Below are 13,325 nucleotides of genomic sequence, written 5' to 3'. Positions count from 1 at the left end.
TTCCGGCAGATCGCGGCACTGTCCTGTGGGGAAGCGCGCCTGAGCCGGTTCGCCGCATGGAAATGCGAGACGAATCAGCATCGCGCAATGCATTCTCCGGCACGGTTCAACGGCCAACGGATCACATTCGGCACAACATGCCCCGATCGGGTTCCTATTTCATCGCGCTCTGCATGGTGGCCATCGCCGGGTCGGCGTCGGTGCTCGCCTTCACCGTGGGAGCGGTCGGCGCGGGAACGGCGGCCGCGGTCGGGCTGACACTTCTGCTCGCCATGGTCATCGGCCATTTCGGCGGCCAGATCGGCGCCGACCGGGCTGCCGCGGAGGCACGTTTCGCCGAGCTGACCCGCGCCAGCGGCGAGGCGACGCGCAACCTCGCTGCCCTCACCGAGCGGTTCGAGCGTTTCGAGGCGCTGGCGCAAGACCGGTCGCGTCCGGCGACGGATCCGCTCGTGGCCGAGGTCGCCGAACTTGGCGGCATCGTCAAGCAGTTTGCCGAAACCCTGCAACTGCACGAGGAAGCGATCCTCCAGTCCGCCGGCTACGCGCCGGAACCAGTGCCTGCCACGCCGCCGGTCGCGGTGGCCCCGCCGCCTCCGCCGCCTCCCGTCCAGGTCCTGCAGCGGCAGGCCGCCCAGCTGCGCCGCCAGGCCGAGGCGCGCCAGCCTGCCGTGGACCTGCCGGAGGTGTTCGCCGGTCTCGCACGCTCCGACGCCATCCGCCTCATCGACGAGGCCATCTCCGCCAAGCGCTACGAGCTCTTCCTGCAGCCCATCGTCACCCTGCCGCAGCGCAAGGTGCGTTCCTACCAGGCCTCGGTGCGCCTGCGCACGGCCGAGGGTGAGGTGCTGCTGCCCGAGGACTATCGCAGCCTCGCCGATGATGCCGGCCTCATGCCGGGGCTCGACGCCGAGGTGCTCGGCCGCTGCGTGCAGATCGTCCGCCGCCTCACTGCCCGCAACCGCGACGTCGGCCTGGTCTGCGACCTCTCCGGGTCCTCGCTGGCGGATGCGGCCTTCGCCACCGAGCTCATCGCCTCGCTCGAGGCCGCACGCAGCATCGCCGGCTCGCTGGTGCTCGGCTTCAGCCAGGCGACGGTGCGCGCGATGAACGCGCTGGACGTCGAGACCCTGCGCAGTCTCTCCGACAAGGGCTTCCGCTTCGCCATGGACGGCGTCCGCGACCTGCGCGTCGAGCCGCGCGACCTCGCCGACAAGGGCATTCGCCTGGTCAAGGTGCCGGCCTCCCTGATGCTCGCGCGGTCCGCCGAGACTGGCGCCGCCATCCATGTCGCCGATCTCTCCGGCCTCTTCCTGCGCTACGGCATCGACCTCGTGGTCGAGGATGTCGAGACGGAGGCGGTCGTCGTCGACCTGCTGGACTACGAGGTGAAGCTCGCCCAGGGCGCGCTGTTCTCCCAGCCGCGTCCGGTGCGCGCCGAGGTCATGTCCACGGCCGAGCCCGCCGCGGCGCCGGTTCCCGCGGCGGCTCCGGCCACCCGCGTCCGCGCCGACCAGCGGCCGGAACCGCGGCCCGAAGTCCGGCCGCAGACCCTCGGTGCCGCCGTCCTGGCCCAGGGCGTGGTGGCGCGGGAATCACGCCGGCCGGCCGTCGGCTCCGGGCTCCGGGCCCTGATCCGTGACCGGTCCTGACGTCCCGGCCGCCGGGCGCTAGGATCCCCCATGGTCGTCCGCCAGCTTCCTGAAGGTGTCGTCAACCGCATCGCCGCCGGCGAGGTGATCGAGCGTCCCGCCGCGGCGGTGAAGGAACTGGTCGAGAACGCCCTCGATGCCGGCGCCTCCCGCATCGACGTGCTGATCGAGGCCGGCGGCCGCCGGCTCATCCGCGTCGCTGACGACGGCTCCGGCATGAGCCGCGACGACCTTGCCCTCTGTGTCGAGCGGCACGCGACCTCGAAGCTCGACGACGAGGACCTTCTCGACATCCGTACTCTCGGCTTCCGCGGTGAGGCGCTGCCCTCCATCGGCGCCGTCTCCCGTCTCACCCTCACCACCCGCCATGCCGCCGAGGCCCATGCCTGGTCGCTGACCGTCGATGCCGGCCGCAAGGGCGAATGCCGCCCGGCAGCCCTTGCCGCCGGGACGCGGGTGGAGATCGCCGACCTCTTCGCGGCGACGCCCGCGCGGCTGAAATTCCTCAAGAGTGACCGCGCCGAAGCCGCCGCCGTCGCCGAGGTGGTGAAGCGCCTGGCCCTGGCCCATCCGACGGTTGCCTTCTCGGTCGCCGATGCCGACGGGTCGACACGTCATTTTCCCGCCCAGGCCTTCGGCGAGGCCGGACTCCTCGCCCGCATCGCCGACGTCGCGGGCCGCGACTTCGCCGAGAACGCCCTGCCGATCGACGTGTGGCGCGGTGCGGTGCGCCTGTTCGGCTTCGCCGGCCTGCCGACCTTCGGCAAGGCCACGGCGGCGAGCCAGTTTCTCTTCGTCAACGGTCGGCCGATCCGCGACCGGCTGGTGCTCGGCGCGCTGCGCGGCGCCTATGCCGACACCATGCCGCGCGACCGTCACCCGGCCGTCGCCCTCTTCCTCGAGCTCGATCCCCATGAGGTCGACGTCAATGTCCACCCCGCCAAGACCGAGGTCCGGTTCCGCGATGCCGCCCTCGTCCGCGGCCTCATCGTGGCGGCGGTCCGCGAGGTCATCGCGGCGGCCTCGCCGACGACCGCGACGACCATCGGCGCGGCCACCCTCGCCGCCTTCCGCCCGGCAGGGCCGTCGGTTCCGGCGCGCGGCTGGGACTGGCGCGCCTCGCCGTCCCGCCCCTTCCCGTCCCCTGCGCCTCAGGGCTTCGGCGAGACGGCGCAGGCCGGCTTCGCGCTCGACCTCGCGCCATCAGCCGATGCGCGGGCGGGCGAGGGCGCCCCGCCCGACGATGATCTCGACCGGCCGCTGGGCGTGGCGCGGGCCCAGGTCCACGGCACCTACATCCTGGCGCAGACCCGCGGCGGCCTCGTCATCGTCGACCAGCACGCCGCCCATGAGCGCCTCGTCTACGAGCGGCTGAAGCGGCAGATGGCGGAGAGCGGCATCGCCCGCCAGGCGGTGCTCATCCCCGTCGTGGTCGAACTCGACCCGGCCGATGCCGCCCGCCTTCTTGAGCGCGCCGCCGACCTCGCCGCCTTCGGCCTCGTCGTCGAGGGCTTCGGGCCGGGCGCCGTCGTCGTGCGCGAGACCCCGGCCATGCTCGGCGAGGTCGATGCCGAGGCGCTGACCCGCGACATCGCCGAGCACCTCGCCGAATGGGACAGCACGGGCCCGCTGGAGCAGCGGCTCATGGCGGTCGCCGCCACCATGGCCTGCCACGGCTCCGTCCGGGCCGGGCGGCTGCTGCGGCCCGCCGAGATGAACGCGCTGCTGCGCGAGATGGAGGCGACGCCGGGATCGGCCCAGTGCAACCACGGGCGGCCGACATCGGTGAGCCTGTCGCTTGCCGACGTGGAGCGGCTTTTCGGACGGCGCTGAGGTCAGAGGCTCTCGCCGATGGCGGGTTCGGCGGGAATCGCCTCCAGCGCCAGGGTCAGCCGGCGCTTGACCTCGTCCTTCACCGGCTCGCAGGCTGTCATGATCTCCCCGGCGCGCAGGAAATCCAGCACGCGGAACGCATCGACCGGCGGGCGCAGGTGGATGGTCGGACGATGTTCCGCCAGCCGGATCGCACTGAGGACCTGCATCATCAGCGTCACCGAGCCGAATATGGCGTCCCAGGGCTCGGGGATGATGTCGTCGATCTGGCGTTCCGTCCCCGATTCGCTCAACACGTCGACGGCCAGAGTCACCGCGGCCGTCACCCTGTCCACCGGCACGGGGTTGATGGTGCCGCCGTCGATCAGCACGTGGCCGCGGTGGCGGACGGGGCGAATGGCGCCGGGAATCGCCATCGAGGCGGCGACGGCCGGCACCAGCGGTCCGTCGGCGAAGCCGACATCGACACGGGCATAATAGTCGGTCGCCACCACCGTCAGCGGCGTGACGAGGCTCTCGAAAGTCTCTGGCACGGCCGGCGGGAGGAAGGCGGCGAGCAGCTTCTCCGCGTCGACCAGCACCGGGTTGGTCAGGCCGCCGCGCAGAATGTCGGAGAAGCGCCCGACCCGTGCCGCGAACAGCGCCCGCAGCACGTCGGGCTTCATGCGCAGCACGCCGAGGGCATGGTCGCGCATCTCGGCGCCGCTCATCCCGGCGCAGTAGCAGGCGCCGACGATGGCGCCGATGGAGGTGCCGGCGACCTCGCGCGGGCGGATGCCGAGTTCGTCCAGCGCCTCGATCACCACGATATGGGCGAGGCCCTTGGCACCGCCGCCGCCGAGGACCAGGGCGAAGTCGTGGGACGGTGTCAAACGCGGCGCGCGAACGGGTGGAGCCATGTCACCAAGTCTAGCCCAGCCGGCCGCATGGCGGGAGCCCGTTCGCTGACTTGCCCTCGCCGTCCCGCCGGGCTTTCATCGCGGCACCCCGAGGCGGATGAATCATGATCGACCTGTCCAGCGCCATCGCCACCTCCTTCGCCCCCGGCCAGGCGCCCGCCGATGCCCTCGCGGTCAATGCGGCCATCATCAAGAGGCTCGAAACCTGGGACAACTGGGCCTTCGCCCCCGCCATCATCCGGCAGATGCGGCGCGAGGGGCGCGGCGCCTTTCCCGCACCGGTGCCCTCGCCGCGGGCGCGGACCATCACCATGGCGGGACCGCATGGACCCATCGACCTCAGGATCATCGCGCCCGCGAGCCCGAAAGGCGTCTATCTCCACATCCACGGTGGCGGCTGGGTCCTCGGCAGTGTCGACCAGCAGGACCAGTGGCTGGAGCGCTTCGCCGACCGGGCCGGCATGGCCTGCGTCTCCGTCGACTATCGTCTCGCACCCGAACATCCCTATCCCCAGGGGCCTGACGACTGCGAGGCCGCCGCGCTGTGGATCACCCGCGAGGCCAAGGCGCTGTTCGGTACCGACCGACTGGTCATCGGCGGCGAGAGCGCCGGCGCCCATCTGGCTGCCGTCACGCTGCTGCGCCTGCGCGACCGGCATGGCATCATGCCTTTCCGCGCCGCCAATCTCCATGCCGGCTGCTACGATCTCGCCCTGACCCCCTCGGTGCGGCGCTGGGGGAGCGAGAAGCTGGTGCTCAACACCCGCGACATCGAGATGTTCGTGCGCCATTTCCTGGTCCAGGGCGGCGACGTGCGCGACCCCGACATCTCGCCGCTTCATGCCGACCTCCGGGGCATGCCGCCGGCCCTCTTCACCGTCGGGTCCGTCGATCCCCTGGTCGACGACACGCTGTTCATGGCGCCGCGCTGGGCCGCCGCCGGCAACAGCGCCTCGCTCGATATCTATGCCGGCGGCTGCCACGTCTTCATCAGTTTCCCCGGCTCCAACGCCGACCGCTGCCTGACGCAGATCGAGACCTTCATGGCGGCCGCCTGCGCGGAGTGACACGCAGCCGCTCTACTCCGCGGCGATCTTGCGCACGCGCCACTGGGCGAGCAGCGCCCGGAGCGCCGCCGGCCGCACCGGCTTGTTCAGGAGGTGCACCGATTTCGCCTGCGCCCGGTCGCGCACCTCCTGGCTGCGGTCCGCGGTGATCAGGATGGCGGGCAGCGCGGCTCCGAAGCGCCAGCGCAACTGGGTGACGACGTCGAGGCCGTTGCCGTGGTCGAGGTGGTAGTCGACGATGACCACGTCGGGCGGCGTCTGGCTGGCATTGAGCACGTCATGGGTCGCCGCCCAGCCGTCGGCCAGCAGCGTGCGGCAGCCCCAGCCGGACAGCAGTGCATCCATGCCCTCAAGGATCTTCGGCTCGTTGTCGATGGCGAGGATCGTCAGGCCGTCGAGCGGCGCCGCCGGCAGCGGCGGCGGAGCGGGCCCCGGCGCAACGGCCGGCAGGGCGGGCGCGACGGGCACCACGACCGCGAAAGTCGAGCCGCGTCCAACCTTCGACTTCACCGACAGCTTGTGTTCGAGCACACGGGCGATGCGTTCGACGATGGACAGGCCGAGGCCGAGGCCGCGGGCGACCTTGGCGCCCTGTTCCAGGCGCTGGAACTCCTGGAAGATGATCCGCTGCTTGGCCTGGGGAATGCCGGGGCCGCTATCATGGACCTCCAGTGACAGCTTCTTGCCGCGGCGGCGGCAGCCGATGAGAACGCCGCCCTTGGCGGTGTACTTGATGGCGTTGGAGATGAGGTTCTGCAGCAGCCGGCGCAGCAGCCGCCGGTCGGAATGGATGGCCAATGCCGTCGGCACGAAGGTGAGGCTGAGACCCTTCTGCTCGGCGATCGGGGCGAATTCGACGGCAAGCTGCCGGAACAGCTCGTCGATGCGGAAACTGCCGAATTCCGGCTTCATCGCGCCCGCATCGAGCCGCGAAATGTCGAGAAGCGCCGCCAGGATCTCCTCCACCGCCTCGAGCGAGGCGTCGACATTGTCCACCAGCCGGCGCTCGTCGCCGTCGGTGCCACGCTCGACCAGGCTGGTCGTGTAGAGGCGGGCTGCGTTCAGCGGTTGCAGGATGTCGTGGCTGGCGGCCGCCAGGAAGCGCGTCTTGGAGAGGTTGGCCTCGTCGGCCTCCTGCTTGGCCTTGGCCAGTTCGGCATTGAGCCGCGTCAGCTCTTCCGTCCGCTCGCGAACCCGGCGCTCCAGGGTCTCGTTGGCCCGTTCCAGTTCCTCCGCCGCGGCGACCGAGGCGGTGACGTCGGTATAGGTGGTGACGATACCGCCGTCCGGCAGGCGGGCGGCGCGCACCTCGATGAACAGCCCAAGCATGGCCAGGCGTTCGATCTGCGGCTCGTCGGCGCGCAGCAGGCGGTCGGCGCGCTCGGCGACGAGGTCGTCGACATCGCCCGGTCCGAATTCGCCGCGGACCGCCAGCGCCCGCAGGATCCGGTCGAAGCCGACGCCGATATGCAGCGTCTCGGCAGGCAGGGCGAGGACCTCGGCGAAGGGCCGGTTCCACACCATCAGATTGCCGTCGGCATCGAAGACGCTGACGCCCTGGCGGGCATGTTCGAGGGCCGTCTGCAGCGCCTCGCGGTTGTACTGCATCGCCGCATTGGCATCGTCGAGCAGCTTCAGCGCGTCGGTCGTCGACACCGAGCGCTTCTTCAGGAGCAATGACAGGACCAGCCGCGACGAGGCCGTGCCGATGGCCGAGGCGAGCAGACGTTCCGAATAGCGCAGCAGGCCGATATCGGCCTCGGCCCCGCCCTCCAGCGGAATGCCCTGTTCCATGGCATAGCTCTCGAAGGCCGCATGGGTGCGCTCGGCCCCGAGATAGCGCGCCACCGTCGAGCGCACGTCCTCCACCGTCACCGCGCTGCGCCAGAGCCGGAAGCTCGGCGCATAGTCCGACGGTGGCGATGGCAGGAAGACCTTGGACTGCATGACCTCGATCGCCGAGGCGCGGCGCAGGAGCGAGATCCCGACCAGCAGCACGACATTGAGCAGCAGCGACCAGAAGACCCCGTGGGCGAGCGGCGGCAGGTCGACCATGCCGAACAGGTTCTGCGGCCGCAGCCACTCGATGCCGAAGGGCCCCGTCGCGACGAGGCTGGAGGGCAGCGCTCCCGTCGTCGCCAGCATGGGGACGAGCAGCGTGTAGGCCCAGACCGCAAGACCCGCCGCCATCCCCGCCACCGCGCCGCCGGCATTGGCGCGCCGCCAGAACAGCCCGCCGAAGAAGGCCGGCGCCAGTTGCGCCACCGCCGCGAAGGAGAGGAGGCCGATCGAGGCCAGCTGCGCCTCGCCCGCCACGCGGTAATAGAGATAGGCGCCGATCATCACCGCCAGAATGATGGTGCGGCGGATCATCAGGATGGTCGGCCCGAGATCGGTCCGCTCGTCTGCCGGGCCTTCCGTCGCCAGCAGCCGACCGCGCAGCGTCAGCAGCGAGGGAATGACCACGTCGTTGGAGATCATGATCGACAGGGCGACGCTGGCGACGATGACCATGGCGGTGGCGGCGGACAGGCCGCCGATGAAGGCCGCCAGGGTCAGAATCTCGTTGCCGCGCGACATCGGCAGCGCCACCACCGTCATGTCACTGTCCATCGAGCCCGGCGGAAAGACCAGAAGGCCGGCGATCGCGATCGGGATGACGAAGAGGTTGATCAGCACGAGATAAAGCGGAAAGAGCCAGGAGGCCCGGCGGATCTCGGCCTCCGAATGGTTCTCCACCACGCCGACATGGAACATGCGTGGCAGCAGGATGGCGCAGCAGAAGGACAGGGCGCTCATGGCGATGAAGGTGGAGGGATCCGGCCAGCGCAGCACCGAGCCGACGATATCCGGCCGCGCCATGGCCTGGCCGAACAGATCGGCAAAACCGCCGAACATCACATAGGTGACGTAGAAGCCGATGGCGAGGAAACAGACAAGCTTGACGATCGATTCCGCCGCCACCGCCAGGATCAGCCCGTCCTGGTGCTCGGTGGCGTCGGCGTGCCGGGTGCCGAAGAGCATGGCGAACACCGCCATGGAGACGGCCACGACGAGGGCGAGATCGCCGAAGAACGGCAGGTCCTGCGTCACGTTGACGATCTCGTCGGGACGGATCGTCGTCATCAGCGATGCGGACACCGCCTTCAACTGGAGCGCCACATAGGGGATCGTGCCGAAGGTGACGATGAGGCAGACCATGCCGGCGACGGCCTGGCTCTTGCCGTAGCGGGCGCCGATGAAGTCGGCGATGGAGGTGATGTTCTGCGCCTTGGTGATCCGCACGACGCGGCGGACCAGCGGCCAGAGCAGCCCGAAGAGCAGCATGGGTCCGATATAGATGGCGAGGAAATCGAAGCCCGAGCGCGAGGCGAGGCCGACCGATCCGAAGAACGTCCAGGAGGTGCAGTAGACCGCGAGCGACAGGGGATAGATCCATGTCCGGCTCTGCCGGATCGCCTTTTCCTGGGCCCGGCGCCTGTCGCCCCAATAGGCCACGATGAACAGCGCGCCGAGATAGGCGAAGGCGGTCAGAATGATGACCAGACCCATGCTCATGGCAGCCCTGTCACGCAAACATTGTCATGGGAGCACTGTGATGGCGATCCCGTCGAGGGCCAAGACTTGATCATGCGGGCAGGGGCCTGTCCACGGCCTTGCGACATGCCGTAAGGGAAATACATTGCATTCCCTCAATGTCTGTCCAATCCTCCTGTGGCGATTCCATCGCAGGCACAAGAGATGAGGGGGCGGATCATGCTCAAGGAATTCAAGGAATTTGCCCTCAAGGGCAATGTCGTCGATCTCGCGATCGGCGTGATCATCGGGGCCGCCTTCGGCCGCATCGTCGAATCCATCGTCGGCGACCTGTTCATGCCGATCCTCGGCGCCATCGGCGGCTTCGACTTCACCAATTATTTCCTGGCCCTGAGCAAGTCGGTCACCGCCACCAACCTTGCCGATGCCCAGAAGCAGGGCGCGGTCATCGCCTATGGCCGCTTCATCACCATCGCCATCAATTTCATGATCATCGCCGCGGTCATGTTCATGGTGGTCAAGGGCATGAACCGTCTGAAGCGGCAGGAAGCGGCGGCGCCGGCCGCGCCGGCTGAACCGCCGGCCGATGTCATGCTGCTCACCGAGATCCGCGATCTTCTGAAGAAATAGCGGCGGACCTCAGGCGGGACGCAGGAACACGAGCTGCGTCTCGCCGGCCTCGCGCCGTTCCTCCAGCGCATAGCCCTCGGGAAGGGCGACGGCGATGTCCGCCGCCTCCTCCAGCACCACGAGCGCACCGGCGGCGAGCCAGCCGCCCGCGCGCGCGCTCGCCAGCGCCCGTTCGCCGAGGCCCTTGCGATAGGGCGGATCGCAGAAGGCCAGCGTGAAGGGCTCGAAGGGCGCCAAGGCGCCGAGCTTCGTGGCATCGCGCTTCAGGAGCCCGGTCACGCCGGCCAGCCCCATCGCGTCGACATTGCCGCGGATCAGCCCGCGCGCCTCGGCGCTCTGGTCGACAAAGGCGGCATAGGCGGCGCCCCGTGACAGGGCCTCGAGACCGAGGGCCCCCGTACCGGCGAAGAGGTCGATGACCCTTGCGCCGTCGCACGGATCGCCATAGCCGTGGGCGAGCACGTTGAACAGGCTCTCGCGCAGCCGGTCCGATGTCGGGCGGATCGCGTCCGACTTCGGTCCGAGCAGGCTGCGCCCGCGAAACTTGCCGCCGACGATCCGCAAGGCTCAGCGGTCCCGCTTGCCCCCGAAGGGCTTGCCGCCGGGCTTGCCCCCGAAGGGCTTGCCGCCGGGTTTGCCCCCGAAGGACTTGCCGCCGAAGCTCTTGCCCCCCGACGGCCTGTCGCCGAAGGACCGCTCGCCGCGGGCGCCGCCGAAGCTCTTGCCCCCCGACGGCCTGTCGCCGAAGGACCGCTCGCCGCGGGCACCGCCGAAGCTCTTGCCGCCGGAGGGACGGTCGCCGAACGAACGGCCGCCCGGCGGGCGATCACCGAAAGGCTTGCCGCCCCGCGGGCGGTCGCCGTCCGGGCGCTCGCTGCGGTCGCCGAAGCTGCGCTCGCGCGGCTTGAAGTCCCGGCCGCCACCACCGCGGTCCTCGCGGTCGCCCCAGGGCTTGAAGTCGCGTCGCGGCGCGTCGCCGTCGCGATCGCGGAACGGCCGGTCACCACGCGGCTTGAACTCGCCGCGGGGCTTGAAGTCGCCGCGCGGCGCGTCGCCGTCGCGATCGCGGAACGGGCGGTCGCCACGCGGTTTGAACTCGCTGCGGGGCTTGAACTCGCCGCGCGGCGCGTCGCCGTCACGGTCCCGGAACGGCCGGTCGCCACGCGGTTTGAACTCGCCGCGGGGCTTGAACTCGCCGCGTGGGCCGTCGCCGTCGCGATCGCGGAACGGCCGGTCGCCACGCGGCTTGAACTCGCCGCGGGGCTTGAACTCGCCGCGCGGGGCGTCGCCGTCACGGTCCCGGAACGGGCGGTCGCCACGCGGCTTGAACTCGCCGCGGGGCTTGAACTCGCCGCGCGGGGCGTCGCCGTCACGGTCCTGGAACGGGCGGTCGCCACGCGGCTTGAACTCGCCGCGGGGTTTGAAGTCGCCGCGCGGCCGGTCGCCGTCGCGGCTGCGGAACGGCCGGTCGCCGGCATCCTCGGCCTGGCGGGCCTGGCGGCTCTCGAAACGCTCCTGCCGCTCGGCGGCCGGTCCATCGCCGCCCATCTTTTCGACGCGGACGCGCCGGCCGCGGGAATCGGTGACTGGCGCCCCGCGCTTGAAGTCGCGCGCGCCGTCCTCCTCGCCCGTTCGACCGCCCTTGAAGGCCGGGCGGGCCTTGTTGCGCGGTCCGAAATCGGTCGCCTCGCCGTCGCGCCAGACGCGCGGACGGTTGCCGAACCGGTGCTCCGGAGTCTTTGAGGCGCCCCGGTCGCCGTCGTCGCGGTCGCGGCCGAACCGGCCGGGACGCTCGTCACGGTCGCCGAACCGGGCAGGACGGTCGCTGCGGACCGGGCGTTCGCCGCGGGCCTCGAAGCGGGCCGGACGGGCATCGCGGTCGGGCCGCGCCTCGGGGCGACCCTTGCGGGCGGAGCGGTCCTCGCGGGCGCCCACCTGCTCGAAGACCGGGCGGTCGAACTCGACGCCGGCCAGTTCCGACAGCTCGTCGCCGAGCTGGTCGCGCAGCACCCGGGTGCGGATCTCGTCGACCTCGCCCTCCGGCAGCTCACCCAGCTGGAAGGGGCCGAAGGAGACGCGGATGAGGCGGTTCACGTCGAGGCCGATGGCGCCGAGGACGTTCTTCACCTCGCGGTTCTTGCCCTCGCGCAGCGACAGGGTCAGCCAGCTGTTGGCGCCCTGCACGCGGTCGAGTTCGGCCTCGATCGGCCCATATTCGATGCCGTCCACCTCGATGCCCTTGCGCAGGCGGTCGAGCGTCGCCTGGTCGACGCTGCCATGGGCGCGGACGCGGTAGCGGCGCAGCCAGCCCGTGGCGGGCAGGGCGAGGACGCGGGCGAGGCCGCCGTCATTGGTCAGCAGCAGCAGGCCCTCGGTATTGATGTCGAGGCGGCCGACCGTCACCACCCGCGGCAGGTCGTCGGGCAGGCGGTCGAAGATGGTCGGGCGTCCCTCGGGATCGCTGTTCGTGGTCACCAGGCCGGCGGGCTTGTGATAGAGCCACAGCCGCGTGCGCTCGCGCTCGGGCAGCTTCTCGCCGTCCACCAGCACCATGTCGCGCTCGGTGACGTTCATGGCCGGCGAGGTCAGCACCGTGCCGTTGACGCTGACGCGGCCCGCCTCGATCCATTCCTCGGCCTCGCGGCGCGAGCACAGGCCGGCGCGGGCGAGCACCCGGGCGATGCGCTCCTCGCCGCGGTTGACCGGCTCGAACGAACGGTCGCGCTCGCGCGGCACGGTGTTGCGGTCACGCTGGCCACGGTCGTCGCCGAAGGCGCGCTTGGGACGCTCGTCGCGCGAACGCTCGCCGCGCGGCTTCTTGTCGATGCCGGCCTCGCGGGCCAGCGCCTTGACCACCGGATCCTCGTCGATGTCCTCGAGGAAGGCCGGCGCATCGTCGGACAGGTCGAGGTCGAGATCGATGGGATCGTAGCTCGCTCCGCGTGGCGCCTTGGCCTTGCGGGCGGCTTTCCCGGCCTTGGCCGGCAACGCCGCAGCGGGTTCGACCTCTGGGACCGCGACGTCGGCGGCAGGCGCCACGGACATGGTGGCAGCGGTATCGGCCTTCGGCGCCTTGGATTTGGCCGTCTTGGTCGTCTTGGCCGTCGCCGTCTTGGCGGCGGGCGTGTCCTTGGCCACCTTCGCCTTGGGCGCCTTGGCGGGCTTTGCTTCCGCCGGTGTCGTCGTGGGTATCACGGCTGCCGCTTGCGTGGCGCCCTTGGTCTTGGTCGCCCTGGTCTTGGTCGCCCTGGTCTTGGTCGCCCTGGTCTTGGTCGCCGTGGTCTTGGTCGCCGTGGTCTTGGTCGTCTCGGCCTTCTGCGCCTCGGCCTTTGTCGCCTTTGTCTTCGTCGCCTTGGGGGCGGTCACGACCGGCGCCGCTTCGACCACCGCCTTGGCGCTCTTCGCAGCCACCGCCTTGGTCTTCGCCGGCTTGGCGGCGTCAACAGTGGCCGCCGCCTTGGCCGGCGCGGCCTTCACGGTCTTGGCCGGTGCCGGAGTCGCCGCCTTGGCGGCCTTGGACGGTGCCGCGGGAGCCTTCACGGAGGCGGCTGCATCGGCGGCGGCGGCGGCCTTGCTGGCCTTCCTGGCGGCTGCGGGCTTGGTCTCGGCGGTCTTCGGAGCGGCTTTCGAATCGGCTTTCCGCGTCCGGCCGGGGGCCGGACGGTCATCGTCGCGCTTGCGGGGCATGGGGTTCTCGTGAGATCGGG

Annotated in this window: 8 protein-coding genes; 4 read left to right on the top strand and 4 right to left on the bottom strand. The window is 70.7% G+C overall.

Annotated features, from left to right (window positions below; genetic code table 11):
- Positions 1-137 precede the first annotated feature (137 nt).
- On the top strand, positions 138-1,652 hold the full coding sequence (locus Q0C57_RS15150) for an EAL domain-containing protein (protein WP_296577271.1): 1,515 nt from the start codon (positions 138-140) through the stop codon (positions 1,650-1,652).
- 30 nt (positions 1,653-1,682) lie between these two features.
- Positions 1,683-3,485, top strand: coding sequence for a DNA mismatch repair endonuclease MutL (mutL, locus tag Q0C57_RS15145; RefSeq protein ID WP_296577270.1), 1,803 nt, complete (start codon positions 1,683-1,685; stop codon positions 3,483-3,485).
- A 2-nt stretch (positions 3,486-3,487) separates the two neighbouring features.
- Here mutL and Q0C57_RS15140 read toward each other — a convergent pair whose 3' ends face one another.
- The gene (locus tag Q0C57_RS15140) at positions 3,488-4,384 is read right to left on the bottom strand and encodes a patatin-like phospholipase family protein (RefSeq protein ID WP_296577269.1); all 897 of its coding nucleotides are present in this window, start codon (positions 4,382-4,384) and stop codon (positions 3,488-3,490) included.
- A gap of 104 nt (positions 4,385-4,488) precedes the next feature.
- On the opposite strand from Q0C57_RS15140, the gene Q0C57_RS15135 reads away from it, so the two are divergent.
- Positions 4,489-5,451 carry an alpha/beta hydrolase gene (locus Q0C57_RS15135; RefSeq protein WP_296577268.1) on the top strand — a complete coding sequence of 321 codons (963 nt, stop codon included), beginning with the start codon at positions 4,489-4,491 and terminating at the stop codon, positions 5,449-5,451.
- Between the two features lie 12 nt (positions 5,452-5,463).
- Here the strand turns inward: Q0C57_RS15135 and Q0C57_RS15130 are convergent, their stop codons facing one another.
- A complete protein-coding gene (locus Q0C57_RS15130) occupies positions 5,464-9,009 on the bottom strand; it encodes a NahK/ErcS family hybrid sensor histidine kinase/response regulator (RefSeq protein WP_296577267.1) in 3,546 nt (1,181 codons plus the stop codon).
- Positions 9,010-9,207: 198 nt separating this feature from the next.
- Between Q0C57_RS15130 and mscL the strand changes: the two genes are divergently transcribed.
- Positions 9,208-9,618 carry a large conductance mechanosensitive channel protein MscL gene (gene mscL, locus Q0C57_RS15125; RefSeq protein ID WP_296577266.1) on the top strand — a complete coding sequence of 137 codons (411 nt, stop codon included), beginning with the start codon at positions 9,208-9,210 and terminating at the stop codon, positions 9,616-9,618.
- Positions 9,619-9,627: 9 nt separating this feature from the next.
- On the opposite strand, the gene rsmD is transcribed toward mscL, so the two are convergent.
- Positions 9,628-10,182: a 16S rRNA (guanine(966)-N(2))-methyltransferase RsmD gene (gene rsmD / locus Q0C57_RS15120; protein WP_296577265.1), complete on the bottom strand. Its 555-nt coding sequence runs from the start codon at positions 10,180-10,182 to the stop codon at positions 9,628-9,630.
- A 3-nt stretch (positions 10,183-10,185) separates the two neighbouring features.
- Positions 10,186-13,305, bottom strand: coding sequence for a pseudouridine synthase (locus Q0C57_RS15115; RefSeq protein WP_296577264.1), 3,120 nt, complete (start codon positions 13,303-13,305; stop codon positions 10,186-10,188).
- Between the last annotated feature and the right edge of the window lie 20 nt (positions 13,306-13,325).

Origin of the sequence: Phreatobacter sp., from assembly GCF_022843985.1 — a bacterium.
Taxonomy (GTDB): domain Bacteria; phylum Pseudomonadota; class Alphaproteobacteria; order Rhizobiales; family Phreatobacteraceae; genus Phreatobacter.
The sequence above is the reverse complement of the archived record's forward strand: the minus strand, read 5'-3'. Positions and strand labels throughout refer to the sequence as shown.

What these genes read in the sequence shown, in the direction of transcription:
- Q0C57_RS15135 (WP_296577268.1), top strand. Translation starts at nt 4,489, where the DNA reads ATGATCGACCTGTCCAGCGCCATCGCCACCTCCTTCGCCCCCGGCCAG.
- mutL (WP_296577270.1), top strand. Translation starts at nt 1,683, where the DNA reads ATGGTCGTCCGCCAGCTTCCTGAAGGTGTCGTCAACCGCATCGCCGCC.
- Q0C57_RS15130 (WP_296577267.1), bottom strand. Translation starts at nt 9,009, where the DNA reads ATGAGCATGGGTCTGGTCATCATTCTGACCGCCTTCGCCTATCTCGGC.
- mscL (WP_296577266.1), top strand. Translation starts at nt 9,208, where the DNA reads ATGCTCAAGGAATTCAAGGAATTTGCCCTCAAGGGCAATGTCGTCGAT.
- Q0C57_RS15115 (WP_296577264.1), bottom strand. Translation starts at nt 13,305, where the DNA reads ATGCCCCGCAAGCGCGACGATGACCGTCCGGCCCCCGGCCGGACGCGG.
- Q0C57_RS15140 (WP_296577269.1), bottom strand. Translation starts at nt 4,384, where the DNA reads ATGGCTCCACCCGTTCGCGCGCCGCGTTTGACACCGTCCCACGACTTC.
- Q0C57_RS15150 (WP_296577271.1), top strand. Translation starts at nt 138, where the DNA reads ATGCCCCGATCGGGTTCCTATTTCATCGCGCTCTGCATGGTGGCCATC.